General features: G+C 47.3%; 16 protein-coding genes. 4 read left to right on the forward strand and 12 right to left on the reverse strand.

Annotated features, from left to right (window positions below; all coding sequences use genetic code 11):
* Positions 1-6: 6 nt before the first annotated feature.
* From CN378_RS04995 to CN378_RS05020, 5 genes are all read right to left on the reverse strand, one after another.
* Positions 7-1,578 (reverse strand): SagB family peptide dehydrogenase, encoded by a 1,572-nt coding sequence (locus tag CN378_RS04995; RefSeq protein WP_098350823.1) that lies wholly within the window; start codon positions 1,576-1,578, stop codon positions 7-9.
* A gap of 20 nt (positions 1,579-1,598) precedes the next feature.
* Positions 1,599-3,545 (reverse strand): TOMM precursor leader peptide-binding protein, encoded by a 1,947-nt coding sequence (locus tag CN378_RS05000; RefSeq protein WP_098350824.1) that lies wholly within the window; start codon positions 3,543-3,545, stop codon positions 1,599-1,601.
* The gene (locus CN378_RS05005) at positions 3,542-5,452 is read right to left on the reverse strand and encodes a putative thiazole-containing bacteriocin maturation protein (protein WP_098350825.1); all 1,911 of its coding nucleotides are present in this window, start codon (positions 5,450-5,452) and stop codon (positions 3,542-3,544) included. The genes CN378_RS05000 and CN378_RS05005 overlap by 4 nt, the downstream gene beginning before the upstream one ends.
* Positions 5,453-5,608: 156 nt before the next feature.
* The gene (locus tag CN378_RS05010; protein ID WP_098350826.1) at positions 5,609-5,878 is read right to left on the reverse strand and encodes a heterocycloanthracin/sonorensin family bacteriocin; all 270 of its coding nucleotides are present in this window, start codon (positions 5,876-5,878) and stop codon (positions 5,609-5,611) included.
* Between the two features lie 339 nt (positions 5,879-6,217).
* Positions 6,218-7,159 (reverse strand): DHH family phosphoesterase, encoded by a 942-nt coding sequence (locus CN378_RS05020; RefSeq protein WP_098350828.1) that lies wholly within the window; start codon positions 7,157-7,159, stop codon positions 6,218-6,220.
* A 93-nt stretch (positions 7,160-7,252) separates the two neighbouring features.
* Here CN378_RS05020 and CN378_RS05025 point away from each other — a divergent pair, with 93 nt between their 5' ends.
* Complete coding sequence (locus CN378_RS05025; protein WP_061809474.1) at positions 7,253-7,558, forward strand: YtpI family protein; 306 nt, start codon at positions 7,253-7,255, stop codon at positions 7,556-7,558.
* Positions 7,559-7,942: 384 nt separating this feature from the next.
* Here the strand turns inward: CN378_RS05025 and CN378_RS05030 are convergent, their stop codons facing one another.
* The 4 genes from CN378_RS05030 to CN378_RS05045 form a co-directional block, all read right to left on the reverse strand.
* Positions 7,943-9,262, reverse strand: a complete 1,320-nt coding sequence (locus CN378_RS05030; RefSeq protein WP_098350829.1) for a DRTGG domain-containing protein — start codon at positions 9,260-9,262, stop codon at positions 7,943-7,945.
* A gap of 238 nt (positions 9,263-9,500) precedes the next feature.
* Positions 9,501-9,749, reverse strand: coding sequence for a hypothetical protein (locus CN378_RS05035; protein WP_098350830.1), 249 nt, complete (start codon positions 9,747-9,749; stop codon positions 9,501-9,503).
* Positions 9,750-10,043: 294 nt separating this feature from the next.
* On the reverse strand, positions 10,044-10,277 hold the full coding sequence (locus CN378_RS05040) for a hypothetical protein (RefSeq protein WP_098350831.1): 234 nt from the start codon (positions 10,275-10,277) through the stop codon (positions 10,044-10,046).
* A gap of 15 nt (positions 10,278-10,292) precedes the next feature.
* Positions 10,293-10,535 carry a hypothetical protein gene (locus CN378_RS05045; RefSeq protein ID WP_257141015.1) on the reverse strand — a complete coding sequence of 81 codons (243 nt, stop codon included), beginning with the start codon at positions 10,533-10,535 and terminating at the stop codon, positions 10,293-10,295.
* Positions 10,536-10,601: 66 nt separating this feature from the next.
* Here CN378_RS05045 and CN378_RS05050 point away from each other — a divergent pair, with 66 nt between their 5' ends.
* Entirely contained in the window at positions 10,602-11,069 is a 468-nt protein-coding gene (locus tag CN378_RS05050; protein ID WP_098350833.1) for an Hsp20/alpha crystallin family protein, read from the forward strand.
* Here the strand turns inward: CN378_RS05050 and CN378_RS05055 are convergent.
* The gene (locus tag CN378_RS05055; RefSeq protein WP_098350834.1) at positions 11,059-11,286 is read right to left on the reverse strand and encodes a hypothetical protein; all 228 of its coding nucleotides are present in this window, start codon (positions 11,284-11,286) and stop codon (positions 11,059-11,061) included. The two genes, CN378_RS05050 and CN378_RS05055, sit on opposite strands and share 11 nt — an antisense overlap.
* Positions 11,287-11,325: 39 nt before the next feature.
* On the opposite strand from CN378_RS05055, the gene CN378_RS05060 reads away from it, so the two are divergent.
* Positions 11,326-12,063 carry a hypothetical protein gene (locus CN378_RS05060; protein ID WP_098350835.1) on the forward strand — a complete coding sequence of 246 codons (738 nt, stop codon included), beginning with the start codon at positions 11,326-11,328 and terminating at the stop codon, positions 12,061-12,063.
* Between the two features lie 194 nt (positions 12,064-12,257).
* Here CN378_RS05060 and CN378_RS05065 read toward each other — a convergent pair whose 3' ends face one another.
* Both CN378_RS05065 and ald read right to left on the reverse strand, forming a co-directional pair.
* The gene (locus CN378_RS05065; protein ID WP_098350836.1) at positions 12,258-12,938 is read right to left on the reverse strand and encodes a metal-dependent hydrolase; all 681 of its coding nucleotides are present in this window, start codon (positions 12,936-12,938) and stop codon (positions 12,258-12,260) included.
* Between the two features lie 162 nt (positions 12,939-13,100).
* Positions 13,101-14,219, reverse strand: coding sequence for an alanine dehydrogenase (ald, locus tag CN378_RS05070; RefSeq protein ID WP_098350837.1), 1,119 nt, complete (start codon positions 14,217-14,219; stop codon positions 13,101-13,103).
* 242 nt (positions 14,220-14,461) lie between these two features.
* On the opposite strand from ald, the gene CN378_RS05075 reads away from it, so the two are divergent.
* On the forward strand, positions 14,462-15,749 hold a 1,288-nt coding region (locus CN378_RS05075), incomplete at its 3' end, for a purine-cytosine permease family protein (protein ID WP_098350838.1).

Consider the following 15,749-nt stretch of genomic DNA (forward strand, 5'->3'; position numbering starts at 1 on the left):
TCCACTTCAACTCAACAAACTCCCCCTCATCCAGGCCTTCTCCCGAAAAGGTCCGATCGGGATCTGAATCAGGGTGGTTCGGTCCCCTGAATCCAGTTGGTAAATTTCATCCGTCAATGTTGTATCAAAACCAAGAAGTGGATGGCCCCCAAATCCTGCAGCCGAGGAAGCCAGGAGCAGGCGCTGTACAAGCATTCCCGCTTCCATTTGCATGATCCTGTAGCCCCTGTACCCAAGGCTTTCTTGGTAGTGATTTTTGTTTCCAATGATGTGAAGGCACAGCGGCACCCGAAGCAGATTGACGTTATCCAGTGAGAGACCTGACTGCAGCTGGAGGCGATAATCGCCGGTACCGATTTCCCGCAAGGAATGGCGGACGCTGTCATAGACGTATGCCCCATTTGGGATGCCTTCTACATTATACAAACAGCCATAGATTGAAACTCGGGGTTCTCTCCCGTTAAAAACTTCATCTATGTCACTTCGATAAGAATATGAATGGGTTGCCCGTTTCAATAAAGCTGACAGCTGCTCCTGACTCACCTTCTCCATGACAAAATCCATTTCCGGGGAATGGCGATTCTTGCATGCTTCCACAAAATCATACGTAAAGGAGTCCATTTCCGGCAGATGGATTTCGTTTTCTCCACTTCTATAAACCGGTGAATTCCCAACCGTACGGAAATCACCAGTTGTATGCATGTGGGAAGCTTCATTCACCGTCAGTAACATAGGAAACTCCCTTACCTTTTCAGACCTTTCGTAGTGTTCCACAGTAAGTGCCGGCATCTCCCGGCATAATTCTTCAGCGGTGACTTTTCGTTCCACTCTGGTTCCAGCCCAGTTCGTAGCTGCGACCGAAAGCGGGATGACAGCATATACGTTTTCTTCTTCCTCACTCAGTCCGATCAAGTGGTTGATTGCTGAATCGAGGAATTGAACGTGCATCCCTGACTCGAATCCGAACCGTTTGGCCGTTTCCAATAGCTGCCCCGTCACGACACCGGTATCCAGTCCCTGCAGCCGGTAGGAAAAGTTATTGTATTTAAAGAAGTTTTTCCAAAACCTTGTGGAGACGAATGCCGTGGCAAAACACGTTGAGATCTCGCAGCGATTGCCGAGTGCCCGTTCCACATACGAATCGACATTCCCATCCCGGAGCAGGACGAGGCGATGGTGGGCGGCATCATAATGGTAGATACCATCGGGCAAATCATCGAGCTTTAAATAGAGATATAATTCATTCGGATACAGCGCCCCTCCGGAGGGAGCAAACCGCCGATAGGAGTGGATGGGGTAAGACTCTTCTTCCTGATCCTCATCGGGATACACCGTCTGACTTACCCCGGTGATGCCGTAGACGTACCAGAGAAAATGACCGATCCTTTCTACATCAAGTTGTAATGGCGGCTGACCCTCAGGGAGTGACAGCGGTACTTCTGTAGACAATGGTACCGCCGGCAACCCCCGGTACAGCTTATAGGGAAGGGGCCCATCCTCCCAGTCCACTTCCCAGTTAGGCTGATTGGCCCGATTGATATCGAATTGCAGATTGTGCAGAAATTCTTCCAGACTCATCCTCCTCACCTCCTCGTACCTTAAGGAAACGGATGCGGTTTTTGATTGAGCTCTTCAAATGTCAAAGGCCGGTCCCTATATCCCAGTTCCGCCGGGACGTTCAGGACCCTTTCAAGGCCAGTCACACGGGTAAGGTGATGCCCGAACGTCATGGGAAGCATGCCGGGGATCAGGACTTTGACGCAGTGAAGTCCGTTCTTTTCGAGCTCTGGCGCCGTTTGGTCCACGACAATGACGTCTAGGTCCCGGCTTCGGAATCGTTCAAGGATCTCCTTCAGGTCATCCGTCAGATCGCTGTGTTCAGACCTCCAATCGAATTCCTCCTGGAAACTGCGTAAATCCCGGCTGTCATCCTGTAAAAAGGCAAAACGTTCTTCAGCCTGGGGGAGTCCGTACAGCATGCCGTGATCATCCATCTGTCTTACGAGGGAATCATCGTACAGCATCTTTTCATATTTCGCCCTGTTCTTCTCCAATTTCTCATCAAGATTCAGCATCATCCCGGCAAGCTCCTGAATCGCGCTTTTGGCCGCTCTGACAGGATCCAGATGGGCACCTGCCGCGAGGATCAGATTCAATCCTTTATCTTTTCGGTTTTTGGCCATGGCAAAGACGCTTGGAATTCCGTGCTCCATGGTGGAGTTATATAAATGGAGATCATACCCTGCGACGGCCCGCATCCGTTCGATCATTAACTGTAGCTCTTCGTCCTCTGATGTAAGGGGATCAAGGCGAGGCAGGCCCAGTTCTGCATACCAGGTCATCAGGAATGAATCCCGTTCGACAACCTCCATGATCCCATAGAAGATCGCTTCCTCCCTGCTTCCTCCAAGGGCACAGCCATTGGACGTTTCATAGACAAAGCCCGATGAGCCGCAGCCCAGACTGTAATAGGCAAGGAGCTCTGGGACGAGAATCGGGCGCTCTTCCATGAGTGAATATCCCCACACCCAATCAATCGCCCTGTCAGGGTCGAACTTTTCAAATGGAAACCCTGGCATCCCGTACTGTTCGTCGGTGTGAACGCCGACCTTTAGGGGATCCAGTGCATGGTCCTCCACATTCCGGTAGCAGTCATGAATGACGGTCCGTTTGCCCCGGGGTTCCAGCCCGCAGTGGCGCTCCAAGCCTTCAAGGATGGCGGTCAGTTCGCTGTCTGAGTAGACTTGAGTCCGTCCCGCTGTCCCTTCATCCCCGGAGAACATTGGCATGTTCACACTCGCATCGGCAAATGGGGTCACCAGGTCATACATTTTGCTGTTAAAAAGTCCGGTCCGATTATCCAGATAATCGTTTATCAGGACGTTTTCCAGTTCATCCAATGGTGTACAGCGGAAACTGTCGGCACGGATTTTCGGGCTCGGCTTAAGGGAGACATGTGCTAACTCCGGTGAATCATCCGGGATCCCGCTGCAAACCGGACATAACGAGTCTGGAACAAAGCTGTGCCAGGAGCTGTTCAACGTTCTCAAGTCGGTGAAGCATAACCGTCCTTTTGAATGGGCCTCATCACCTTCAAGGATCCTGACAGCTTCTGAGGTGATGATGTGAGCCATGTGCAAGATACCTGTATTTGAAGCCCACGGGTCTTTCGTCATTCCCCCATCATCCCGGAGCTTCCTTTGCACTTCCCGCATTTCATGTCGTTCCTTTCCTCCCAGGAGACGTCTCACATCGGCACATTGTGAGCACCCTGGTGTGTGGGGCTGTACCAATGGCCCGATCACCCCTTCACCAAAGGCGACGAACCCTCTCAACCATGGAATCTGAGTCCCCCTCATTACTTCTTCTGCCATCTGGTGAACGCTCGGGTTCCATGTATCATCCAGTGTCAGCACCAGATCCGTATTGGCCGGGATGCTTTTTTCTACTTTTTTTTGCCGGAAAACGGGGAACCGGGCTGACATTTGCTCACATACAAGGTTTGAGAGCAACCCCTCTCCCACAATGACCACGAAAGAACTCATTTCACTTCCTCCTCTCGCAGCAGCACACCAAACACGCCTGCGAGCTCCTGTTTAAAAGCAGGTTCCATATCCAGTTCGTACGCCACTACCTGTTTCCGATTCCGTTTCAAGATGTCGATTGCTTCTTTCAGGTTTTCATACTGGTTCCTATCATCAGTGGCCGGAATGGTTATCCTGTGCACATTCTGTTTCTCTAACGTAACGGCAACAGGGTTTGCGTCAAAAGCATCCGTTCCATTCTGGGCTTGAAAGAGTGCATGCTGCAAAGAGTTCCTCAAAGCCATGGTGACGGTGAAGCCGGTATTTCCATACCAGCCTTTCTTCCCCCGTACATAGGCGACAGGAAACCCAGCCACACCCTCCCCTATTCCGATTTCCGGCTCTCCTTGCATGGTGGTCAATGCGTTTAGATAAAAACGGCACGTTTCATCTTCAACCGCATCCAATGCCAGAGGTGAAATGGTGCTTTTTCCAACTGATTCTCTTTTTCGCAGCTCATCAGTCAGACAGTGATGAAGCCCGCGTCCCACGCATTCTGTAAACGTCGCTCCTGTGCAGACGGCCATATGTTCACCAGTCTGATGAGGAACGATCAAACCGGCAAATCTTGACGCGTATGCCTCTATTCCCCTTAATCCGGCTTCCCGACGTGCATCTGCGTGAGTCAGGCCATTACAGATCATCTCATCCAGCAGTTCTGCAGGACCTTCCGAGAATCCATCGACAGGCTGGACGCGGCATTGAGCGAGTGGCAGCTGTTTCGTATCCCCTTCTTCCCACACATGAAACACCCCAGTCTCTTTTGACGTCAGCAGACTGAAGAAATACAGCATTTTTTCTGGATCAGACCTTTCCGATACCTGTTCCAGCCGCATCTCAAGCCCCTGAACAGCTTCAGCTGCCAAACGCCCTGTCTCTAAGGGGTGTGGCAAAAAAGAATGCCAGCTTCCTTCAAGAGTCTCTTTATCCAGGAGAAAAATCCGATTTCGCTGATCGGCTTTTGCCACTCCTGTTATCTCTTTGAATAGTTCAAAGACGATCATGTTCGCAAGCATGGCTCCCGGGATCGCCGATTCAAGAGATTGGCCATCCTCTTTACGCAGAGCCGTTGAGTGGATGCGCCTCCATGCTGATTCCCACCCTGCCTCAGTATCGGGATGGATGATGGGTCCGGCCATCCCTTTATCCCTTTGACAAATGGCTGGAATGAACAGCTTCTGATCCGTCCTGCAAATCGCATGGAGGAGGTCGAGTTCCTCTTGGTTTCCGTTTTGACTCACATATAAAATCGAATCAAAAGGCTCCAATGTCTCCCGCCAACCGCCTTCACTGAACCCGACTTCCATGAGCTCTAATTCCGGATCCGTTTTCCGGGCATGGTCCACAAGCTCGATCACCCGGCGTCTATTCGTAGGTACCTCATCGGTCACGAGCACCTGCAGCTTTGCGATTCCTGATTCAATGAGTGATGAAACCAATGAAGTCAGGAAAGGACCCGATCCCACTGCCAGGACATTGGCCCGACGGTAGGTTTCAAACCTTGCAGCTCCAGAGTCTGCCAAGCTATCGACAAACTCGATTTGTGATGCGAATTTTTTCATGGCGTGTTGGGACAGCTGATGTGGAAGGTCCCTGCTGACGTCCCGGATAAATCCATTTTTATGCAATACCTCTGCCATTTCCATGACCCTGTTTTGATAAGGTCCAGGCAGTCCACTCGTCAAATCCTCAAGGGAGTACTCCCCGTTGAACATCGGCAAGAGCTTCTCAACCCATTGATCAATTCCGCTACCTTCCATACGGAAAGAACATAGGTTATTCCTGAAGTAAACTCCGCTGTTTGGTTCAGGGAGGTAAAACGTATCCCTCTTCACTTTTAACCGCATCGAAGGGTCCAATTTTCCCATAGTGCTCCTCCTTACCCCCGCTTATCTCTTGTATTTTGGCTGTCATTACCATCGTATGAGACTCACTTTGTCCCATATGTATAGGTGAGGAATAAATAAAGACCCCTGCACAATCTTACACAGGGGTCCAATTGAACACGATATTCTAAATGCCGATTAACGACCGCAGCGTCCACATCTTCCGCATCCGCCACAACGGCCGCATCCGCCACATCTGCCGAATCCACCGCAACGGAAGCATCCTCCACAGCCACCGCAGCCAAAACAACTAAAGAAACATGAGAATCCAAAACCAAAACAGCCTCCAAATCCTAGGAAAAGACGTTCGTCATTCGGATCATACATGTTTTGATCCCAGGAAACGGGCTGTGTTGCCTGGAAATCACCTACATTCAAACTTTGAAGTTCATTATAAAAATTATTCATATCTTTATTCCTCCCAAAAAAGTATCTTATGGCTCTCGAAACGTGTAGTCATGAAGCTTTTTATGAAGAGTTGCCGGCAATTAGGTCAATACACTATAAAGGTGAATCATCCTCAACAATTTATGTACATTTGCTGGGTATTGTTACTGATGCATAAGCCTATTTTTGAGGGACATGGCGTAAGGAAGAACACAAAAAGACCCCAGTCGATGACCGGAGTTGATGGTGAAATCCCAGAGAAAGCTCCTGTTTATCTCAGACTTGTTGGGCCTTTTCCCTTTCCTATCTGAATGATACAGTCAACAAAAAGAGCCGGCATCCGCCGGCTCTTCTAAAGTCTTATTTGTGATTCCTGCACACTTCCCGTAAATCCTTCATCACTTCTTCTTTTTCTTCCCATGAATAAATCGATGCACCAGCCGCCAGTGGATGACCTCCACCGTTGTACTTCTTGGCAATGGTGTTGATGACAGGACCTTTCGAACGCAGGCGAACCCTGATCTGGTCGTGTTCTTCGATGAAGAAGACCCACGCTTTCATGCCCTTGATATTCCCTAATGTACTGACGAGGAGGGACGCCTCAGATGGTACGACGGCGTGCTCCTCAAGGATATCCTTCGTCATCACCATCATGCCGCAGCCATCCTCGTCCATCTCGAAGTTTTGGAGCACATAGCCGTTAAGCTTGGTAACGTTGGCGTCCACTTCATACATTTTATTGAACAATTCATTCCGGTCAAAATCATAGCGGATCAATTCACCCGCGATATCAAACGTCTTCTGGGTGGTGCTAGGGTAGAGGAATCTCCCCGTATCGCCGACAATCCCTGCAAACAGGAGTCTCGCCCCCGAATCAGGGAGGGTCAATCCTTTGTCTTTCCCGAACTGGTAAAATTCATAGATCATTTCACTGACGGAGCTTGCCGTCGTATCGATCCATAAGTGATCTCCGTAGGCATCCTCGTTTGGATGGTGATCGATCTTCACAAGCATGTCCCCGAGTTTGTAGCGGCGGTCACAGATCCGTTCTTCGTTGGCCGTATCACAGACGATGATCAGGGCTCCTTCGAAGACAGAATCCTCGATATCATCGAGACGGTTTAAGTAATGTAGGGTTTCCTCTTCTTTTCCGACAGCGTAGATGTTCTTTTCCGGAAAGGATGCTTTCAGGATTTCCACGAGTCCCCCTTGGGAGCCGTAAGCGTCAGGATCCGGGCGGACATGTCTATGTACAATGATGGTTTCATATTGTTTGATGAGGTTCAGGATTTGTTCTTTCATGGGAATCTCCTTTGTAGTGGAATTTTTATTTGGCATTCTGCCCTGTTATCTGTAAAATAGTAGCGAGAGATGTCAACGATGGAGGACTAAACTATGTATTTTCTCGCATTACTGATCGTCGTCACGTTCACGTTCTATGTCTTTTATAAAATCAGACAGGTGCGGACTCGACGACCGATGGAAAAGAAATGGTTATCAGCGAAAGCAAGTATTGCCCTAGGGCTGTTCGTTGCCCTATTTGGGATCAATCAGCTGTTTTTATTCCCTGGCACACTGACGTATGTCATCGGCACGCTGTTCATCCTTTTAGGACTTGGTAGCTGCTGGGCTGGATATAAAATGTATAAGCATGTGCTTCCTTTTGCACAGAGGGAAGCGAAGGAACTGGATAACCAATAAGGTTTTTGGAAGACTAGATGTTTGATCTAGTCTTTTTTATTTGGTGTGATTTAATGCTTTTTAATAAGCGAGTGGTGGTTGATTTCCGCTGCAGATGCTCGCTTTCCGCGGGGCGGGCGGTGAGCCTCCTCGGCTTCGCCTGCGGGGTCTCACCTGTCCAGCTCCGGCGGCTAGCCCCTCGAGGTCATAAGCTAAATGGTCCAAGAAGGCAAAAAACGCCTTCCCGGCCCATTCATCTTATGCTTGTCGGGGCTGAACAAGCCGCCTGCGCTTTTCGTACTTTCCCGCTTTTCCCGCAGGAGTCGAGCATCTTCCGCTACAATCAACAAGAGTTTTAGCTTCTTACCTACTTCCAATTATCCTTATATTTGGAAGGGGAATACACTAATGCCGATCAATTAGCTGACAAATCATTAGGGATTTCCCCATGAGCACGCCTTCGGTATATACTTCTACATCCACTTTACCAAATTTTCTCCCGACGTCGAGTACTTTTGGATGGATTTCGAGGATGCTTTCCATTTGGACAGGCTTGATAAAATAAATAGTCATGTTTTCGATGACGAGGTCGCCTTTTTTGTATGGTTTCAGTGCACGGTTGGCGGCTTCGGTCATCAATGTGGTGAATACGCCGTAGGAGAGCGTCCCGATTCCTGTGGTCATTTGCGGTGTGACGGCAAATTGGTAGATTTCTTTGTTGTCTTTTTTCTCGCCGACCACTTCTACTGCGTTGGAGATGAGATCATCAATTGTTTCCCCGACCTGCGGCTGGCGCTGGATCATTTGCAGGGCTTTCAGTACATCCTGACGGCTGATGATCCCCTGCAGCTTGTTCTGTTCATTGACGACGGGAAGTAATTCGATCCCTTCCCAGATCATGATGTGAGCGGCGGATGCAACGCTCGTATTCGGGCTGACGGTAATCGGCTGCTTCGTCATGATCTTATCGATGCCCGCATACTTTTCCTGCCCCATGACGTCCTTTGACGTTACCATACCATGGACTTTCAGATTGCGGTCCACGACCGGGAAACGGCTGTGGAACGTGTATTGATTCTTTTCGTACCATTCTTCCAGCGTGTCATCCAAATGCAGATAAATCGTATCATCGACTTTGGTTAAAATGTCTTCCACTAAGACGATCTCTTTTTTGATCAACTGATCGTAAATGGCCCGGTTGATCATGGTAGCGACGGTAAAGGTGTCATAAGAGGTGGAGATGATCGGGAGTTCGAGTTCATCCGCGAGCTTTTTGACGTCTTCATCTGCATCGAATCCCCCTGTGATCAGGACGGCGGCCCCTGCGCGCAGGGCATGTTCCTGTGCCTGGGTTCTGTTCCCGATGATCAAGAGGTTCCCGGCTTCCGTGTATCTCATCATGGCTTCAAGCTTCATGGCTCCAATGACAAACTTGTTGAGCATTTTATGCAGGCCGGATCGTCCACCGAGTACTTGTCCATCGATTATGTTGACCACTTCTGCGTAGGTGAGCTTTTCGATATTTTCTTTTTTCTTCTGTTCGATGCGGATCGTGCCGACGCGTTCGATGGTGCTGACGTAGCCTTTCGTTTCGGCATCCTTGATCGCCCGGTATGCGGTTCCTTCACTGACGGTCAATGCTTTTGCTATCTGGCGGACGGAGATCTTTTCACCGACTGGCAAGGTATCTATGTATTCTAATATTTGTTCGTGTTTTGTAGCCAAGCTTTTCACCCTTCTTTATAACGTCCTGCTTCATATGTTTATTATAATGTGAAAAGCGCGGTGTTTCAATTTAATCGGGGCTTTCGGGAGAGAAAGCCCCACTTAGATTAGAGAGTGCTGGTTGATTTTTGCTGCAGGGCTCGCTTTCCGCGGGGCGTGAGTTGAGCCCCTTCCGCTACAATCAACTTATTAGGTTCGTGTTCTTCCACCTCAATAATATTCACTCTCTCCACAATACTTAACCAAACGACCGTGCTTTTACTTTGCGCACTGGCTTGGATTTCAACTTTTTGCCTTTCCCTTTGCCTGTTCCCTTAGGTGTGTAAAGAAGGGCTGCGAGGTTTCCGGCTGCGACACAGGTGGCGAGGATGAGCCAGCCGATGGCGAAGGTTCCTTGTAGGCCTTCTGCGAAGATGGACATGCGTGGGGCTCCGTAGTAGATGAGGGCCCCGGTGATGAGTAAACAGAGAATGTATCGTTGTTTCAAGTATGGTTCCTCCTTTCTAGGCTTGTATCATGTATATGCGAGTATTGGGAGGATGTTGTGTAAAGGTGAGATAAAAGGCATTGCTTTTGTACTTAACTAGTTAAGTTTTTCTTGAGGAACATTGAAAATGGCATTTGAATTAGCATGATCTAATATAAAAGAGGAGCTGCAATGTCGTTTGCACTCCTCTTTTTTTGCATTTATTTATTCCTCGATACCGCCTGCAAAAGGTATGGCAAATATGTTTTTCTCCCTCTGAAACGAACGGTTTATTCAAGCGAAGAGAGAGGCATTTTAGATAAAACTGTTCTTTATTGCATTGCTGTCGCTGACATCCTGATCATTGACAACACTCAATGGCATATTATAAAAAACGGCGTCTCCCGTTTCCTCTCCATGGCCATAATTGAGTTTCATTGAAAAGAAGATATCGATCTGCTGCGTGGGGCCTAAACTGATAAACGCTCCGCGGTCAATCGCGTTGGCCTTTATGCCAACCATATTCACAATAACGGGACCTGCAAACATCTTGTATACCCCCCTTCATAATTTTGTCGGCAGTGACTCAAAGGAGGAGGGGGAATCAATTTGGTCTTTATCATCGACAAAGCTCCTTGTTCCCATAAAGGTGCTTTCATCCCCAAAGTTTTGCCCAAACCCTTGATTTTTCTTACTGGAATTATGCCATTCGGCCAATAAATTTTGTCCGATACTTACAGCCGATGCATTTTCAATGGAATTAATCTTCAAGAGAAAAATATTAATATTAATAGAGCTGCCCGCCAAGATGGTTACCCCCTTTTTACAATATATTAAGGGTTCCGCCATTTATGAGGGGAAGGAGGGAAAATCTTGGATTTTGAAAAATTGAAGCAGTGGATGGACATTGCTCAAAAATACCAGGTAGGTGATTTCTGGAACAATGTCTTCGATCAGGATTCCGCAAAGAACTTTATGCATGAATTCCAAAGCGATCCACAACAGCAACAGCAGCCAAGGTCACAAAAAGATTATCCTCCGGTTGATATTTTCACAGTCGATGGGCAAGTGGTCATCATGATTGAGGTACCAGGTGTTGATAAACAGGACATCCAGTTAACGGTCAGCGGACACCGCATGTCGATAAAAGGAATGCTGCGTCTGCCTTTTAAACCCGATACCACACTGAAAAATGAGAGACATTACGGGGAATTCCAACGGACGATCGAGCTCCCGGAACCAACGGACGGAAGCCAGGTGAAAGCCCGCTATAATCACGGGCTGCTGGTCCTGACTTATCCGATGATATACGCATCAGAAGATCGGGTCATCATCGATTAGTTTTCATTCGGCTATCGGAATCAGTAATATCGCGGTCATCCACCCACTGAACACCATTGATGTTACTCGAACAATCACCGTGAGATCCGCCGAAGCCCTCGTTACGCTTATTGACGACATTTTTATTGACGCTGTAAAACTTGCTCACAGTCATCGATGAACCTTTACCCATCGTTTTGATAGTTGTATACGAAAGATGAATGTTGGTCTTATTCATTCCATTCCTCCTCTAAAAATAGTATTGTGTGGTGATGAAATGCCTATAAAAGGAATATTCACTGGTAATGACAAACATGACAACACCCAGGAAAGAATCCATCAGCTAGAAAAAGAGGTAAAAAGAATCAATTCACTCGATGTGAATATGAAACGATTCCTCAGTATGGAAGGGAAGCTCCGTACACTGATGCACGGTAACAATGCTCCTAAATCAAAGCCTGTCAAACCGGAACCCGGTTGGGAGCGCGAAGACTCTCAACCGGATATATTAAAACAGGTGAAGAGCCTGATCAGCTATGAGGTTAACCAGCAAATCAAAAAATGGGACAACCACCAGAAACAACTGCAGTCCCTTCAAAACGAAATAATCGATTTAAAAGACACGGTCGCCAAACAACAAGCTCAAATCGAAACAGTCATTGAGCAAATTCAGATCATAAAGAACCAGGCAGCCGAAACTAAAAAAGGAAAAGAACAGCCTGTCGTTTATCAGGACATCACGGTTGAACGGATGATGATCGATAAATATGAAATGAATAACAACATCCCCCATCTCGGCGTGAAAGAATTGAGCGGATTTTTAAATATCGGGGCCACATATGGACGGGGAATCATACCGGACGATCTCGCTGAAGATTTTAAAAAAGGGATGGATGAATTCAAGAAAGAAAAACAGAGTAAGGAAGAAGAAGAAAGTGATGAAAACGAGGAAAGCAGTGATGCTGAATATCCAAGCGAAGAAGAAGAATTTACGGAAATTAAAATAGACGATTAATCCCCCTAATAAATAGCCTATCTCTTTGATAATCAACAGACGGGGGCTTTAATTTAACACCAAAAAGCTTGGGGTATATCCCAAGCTTTTTGGTGGTTGATTGTTATTTAAGTCGCAACGTATGTTAATGGGGCTGCAATTTAAAGCTTTATCCATTTTTTCTAAACTACTTAATTTGCATCGCCCTCACCCTATTAATATTCGATGACATCTCCAGCCTTCATAACTTGTCCTTCAGAATCCTCGAGCATTTCAATGAATTTATGCGGATCCTGCTTGATTGGCGGGAATGTGTCATAGTGAACCGGTACGACTTTCTTCGCTTTTAGGAAGCTTGCTGCTGTCGCCGCATCCTCTGGTCCCATCGTGAAATTATCCCCAATTGGAAGGAAAGCGAGATCAATCGGATGGCGCTCCCCGATCAGTTTCATATCAGAGAATAAGCCTGTATCTCCTGCATGATAGATGGTTTTCCCTTCAATCATCAAGAGGATTCCTGCAGGCATACCCATATAGATGATTTCATTGCCGTCTGTGATGAGACCTGATCCGTGGAAAGCCTGTGTGAATTTCACTTTACCGAAGTCAAATTCATAGGCTCCTCCAACGTGCATCGGGTGGGTCTTCACTAACTGCCAGCTTAAGTAGGTTGCCAGTTCATGATTGGCGATAACGAGTGAATCGTTTTTCTTCGCAAGCTCCACTGTATCCCCTACGTGATCGTTGTGACCGTGCGTAAGGATGATGACATCCGGCTTTTCGTCATCCACTTTCAGATCCGTCAGTTCGTTTCCATTGATGAATGGATCGATTAGGATCGTTTTACCATTTGTTTCGATTTTCACTACTGAATGTCCATGATATGAAATCTTCATAATTTCTCTCCTCCAAATAAACTTATCTATTTTTCTTACTCTCGTATGCTATTTTATGTTATACCCGAATTTCATAAAAATAAAAGTGAGTTTGATCTTTGGTGAAGAATTCAGCATATAAAAAAGCCGACTGAACATTCCCATGCAGTCGGCTTCCTGTTGTTATTGTTGCTCTAATTGAGTTCTAGTATCTGAATAGTCTACAGCATGCGCTTCAGCAACCGCCTGGTAAGTAACATATCCATTCAATGTGTTAATACCTTTTAACAGCGCTTCGTTACCTAAGCACGCTTTTTTGTAGCCTTTGTTCGCGATTTGAACCGCGTATGGTACGGTTACGTTGGTTAATGCGATGGTAGACGTACGAGGTACGGCACCAGGCATGTTGGCAACGGCATAGTGTACAACACCGTGCTTCACGTATGTTGGATCGTCATGCGTTGTGATGCGGTCTGTTGTTTCGAAGATTCCGCCTTGGTCGATGGCGATATCGACGACAACTGAACCAGGTGTCATCGCTTTGATCATGTCTTCTGTTACTAATTTAGGTGCTTTCGCTCCTGGAATCAGGACAGCTCCGATGACTAGGTCTGCTTCTTTGACAGCTTGTTCGATATTTAATGGGTTGGACATAAGCGTTGTTACGTCGCTACCGAAGATATCATCCAGCTGACGAAGACGATCCGGGTTAAGGTCCAGGATCGTGACGTTGGCACCAAGTCCGACAGCCATTTTCGCTGCGTTCGTACCAGCCACTCCTCCACCGATGATCGTTACTTTACTGCGGCGAACCCCAGGGACACCAGAAAGTAGAACACCTTTTCCACCGTGGATCTTCTCTAAGAACTGGGCACCGATTTGAGTCGCCATACGTCCAGCCACTTCACTCATCGGAGTAAGTAATGGAAGGGCACGATTCAGTTCAACCGTTTCGTACGCGATTCCGATCACTTTATTATCAATTAACGCTTTCGTTAATTCCGGCTCTGGAGCAAGATGTAAATATGTAAATAAGATAAGCCCCTCGCGGAAATAAGAGTACTCACTTGGAAGTGGCTCTTTTACCTTCATGACCATATCCATGGACCATGCTTCCGCTGCCGAATCAACGATGTGTCCACCTGCTGCTTTGTAATCTTCATCTGTAAATCCTGAACCCATTCCCGCTCCAGCTTCAATGTAAACGTCATGTCCGAATTGAACAAGGTTTACAACACCAGCCGGCGTCATGGCCACACGATTTTCGTTGTTTTTAATTTCCGTTGGTACACCAATACGCATACTAAGCCAACCTCCTAAATGCACTATTGCTCCTTGGAGCATTCACTTCCTAAATATAACACTTTTCATATATAATAGCGAAGGGCAATTACTCACCCTGTAAGCACTTACATTCTAACAAATAAATAAGGAAATATCTCTATTTTTCTTTAAAAAAATAAATGATTATTTCTTCGCTTTTTTTCAAAAATTCTTTAAAATAGAAACCATGCATCCTAGTATACCTAAAGGAGACTTTTTTTATGAAACAACCCATGATCGAACGGCTCGGACTCGAAAAGGTCCCACCCGAACTAAAATCAACCACATGGATCGAATACTTTATCATACAGCTCGCCTTCTCCGTGAACGCAGGAAACTTCCTTATCCCGGCACTCGCCGTCATGGAAGGCGGACTATCCTTCCAGGCAGCATTTCTTGCCACCGTACTCGGAGCAAGCGTCGCCTTCCTATTCGTATCATTCTTATCACTACCGGGCTCCCGCTACGGCCTGCCCGCACAATACGTCCTGAGATCCATCATCGGAACCCGGCTGTCGATGCTCATCGCATCCCCCATCCGGTCCCTGACGTCCCTCTACTGGTTCAGCGTCCAAACCATCGGAGGCACCTTCGTCATCATCTCCATGGTGGAAAAAGTAACACCGTACACCATCCCGTTCATACCGGTCGCCATCGGACTCGCCATCATCATGACCCTTCTAGCCCTCATCGGCTTCGAAGCCGTCAAAAAAGCGACCAAACTATTCATCCCGATCCTCGTGATCGGCCAGGGAATCATCCTCTACCTGTTCCTAACAAAAGGAGCCGATTCCCTCCCAACACTAACACAAGGCCAGGAACCCTTCTCCATCGGAACGTTCCTATTCTACTCAAGCCTCGTCTTCGTCCAATACATCTCAGGCGTCAGCGCATCCTCCGACATCACCCGCTACAGCAAAAGCGACCGCCACGGATTCTGGGGACTGTACGGTGGAAACGTCGTTGGATTTATGATGACGGCGCTGCTCGGAGGATTGAGTGCCAGCTTGTTCAAAGATTTGAATCCATTCGTCGCAGCTGGGCAGCTGACTGACTCCAGCCTGCTTTTAATAGTGATCACAGCTTGTGCGATGGTGTCGATGATTTCGATTAATCTTAGTAATGCATATACAGGGGGATACAGTTTGCTTAATGCACTGCCATCTCTTTCGCGTATCCAAAGTGCATTATTGTTTAGTGTCGCAGGGATTATTTTAAGTTCCTTTCCGCAGCTGGTTTATAATGCGCAGGAGTATATTTCTTATCTGGGAATCCTGATTATTCCGATATCGGCGATTGTGGTGGCTGATTATTTGGTGATTAGGAGAGGGAGGATTTCTGAGAATGCGCTTGTGAGGCTTGCCAATGGGGAGTCGAATTTTAATCGTGAGGCGTTAGTTGTGTTGGGGATTGGAATGGTGTTTTATTTGGTGATTCCGGATTCGTTTTCGCCGGGGTTTAGTTGTTTTATTGTTACTTGTGTTGTTTATTGTAGACGTCAAGTTGAAT

Origin of the sequence: Bacillus sp. AFS015802 (assembly GCF_002561455.1) — a bacterium.
Lineage (GTDB): Bacteria > Bacillota > Bacilli > Bacillales > Bacillaceae_B > Rossellomorea.

What these genes read in the sequence shown, in the direction of transcription:
- CN378_RS04995 (WP_098350823.1), bottom strand. Translation starts at nt 1,578, where the DNA reads ATGAGTCTGGAAGAATTTCTGCACAATCTGCAATTCGATATCAATCGG.
- CN378_RS05000 (WP_098350824.1), bottom strand. Translation starts at nt 3,545, where the DNA reads ATGAGTTCTTTCGTGGTCATTGTGGGAGAGGGGTTGCTCTCAAACCTT.
- CN378_RS05005 (WP_098350825.1), bottom strand. Translation starts at nt 5,452, where the DNA reads ATGGGAAAATTGGACCCTTCGATGCGGTTAAAAGTGAAGAGGGATACG.
- CN378_RS05010 (WP_098350826.1), bottom strand. Translation starts at nt 5,878, where the DNA reads ATGAATAATTTTTATAATGAACTTCAAAGTTTGAATGTAGGTGATTTC.
- CN378_RS05020 (WP_098350828.1), bottom strand. Translation starts at nt 7,159, where the DNA reads ATGAAAGAACAAATCCTGAACCTCATCAAACAATATGAAACCATCATT.
- CN378_RS05025 (WP_061809474.1), top strand. Translation starts at nt 7,253, where the DNA reads ATGTATTTTCTCGCATTACTGATCGTCGTCACGTTCACGTTCTATGTC.
- CN378_RS05040 (WP_098350831.1), bottom strand. Translation starts at nt 10,277, where the DNA reads ATGTTTGCAGGTCCCGTTATTGTGAATATGGTTGGCATAAAGGCCAAC.
- CN378_RS05055 (WP_098350834.1), bottom strand. Translation starts at nt 11,286, where the DNA reads ATGAATAAGACCAACATTCATCTTTCGTATACAACTATCAAAACGATG.
- CN378_RS05060 (WP_098350835.1), top strand. Translation starts at nt 11,326, where the DNA reads ATGCCTATAAAAGGAATATTCACTGGTAATGACAAACATGACAACACC.
- CN378_RS05065 (WP_098350836.1), bottom strand. Translation starts at nt 12,938, where the DNA reads ATGAAGATTTCATATCATGGACATTCAGTAGTGAAAATCGAAACAAAT.
- ald (WP_098350837.1), bottom strand. Translation starts at nt 14,219, where the DNA reads ATGCGTATTGGTGTACCAACGGAAATTAAAAACAACGAAAATCGTGTG.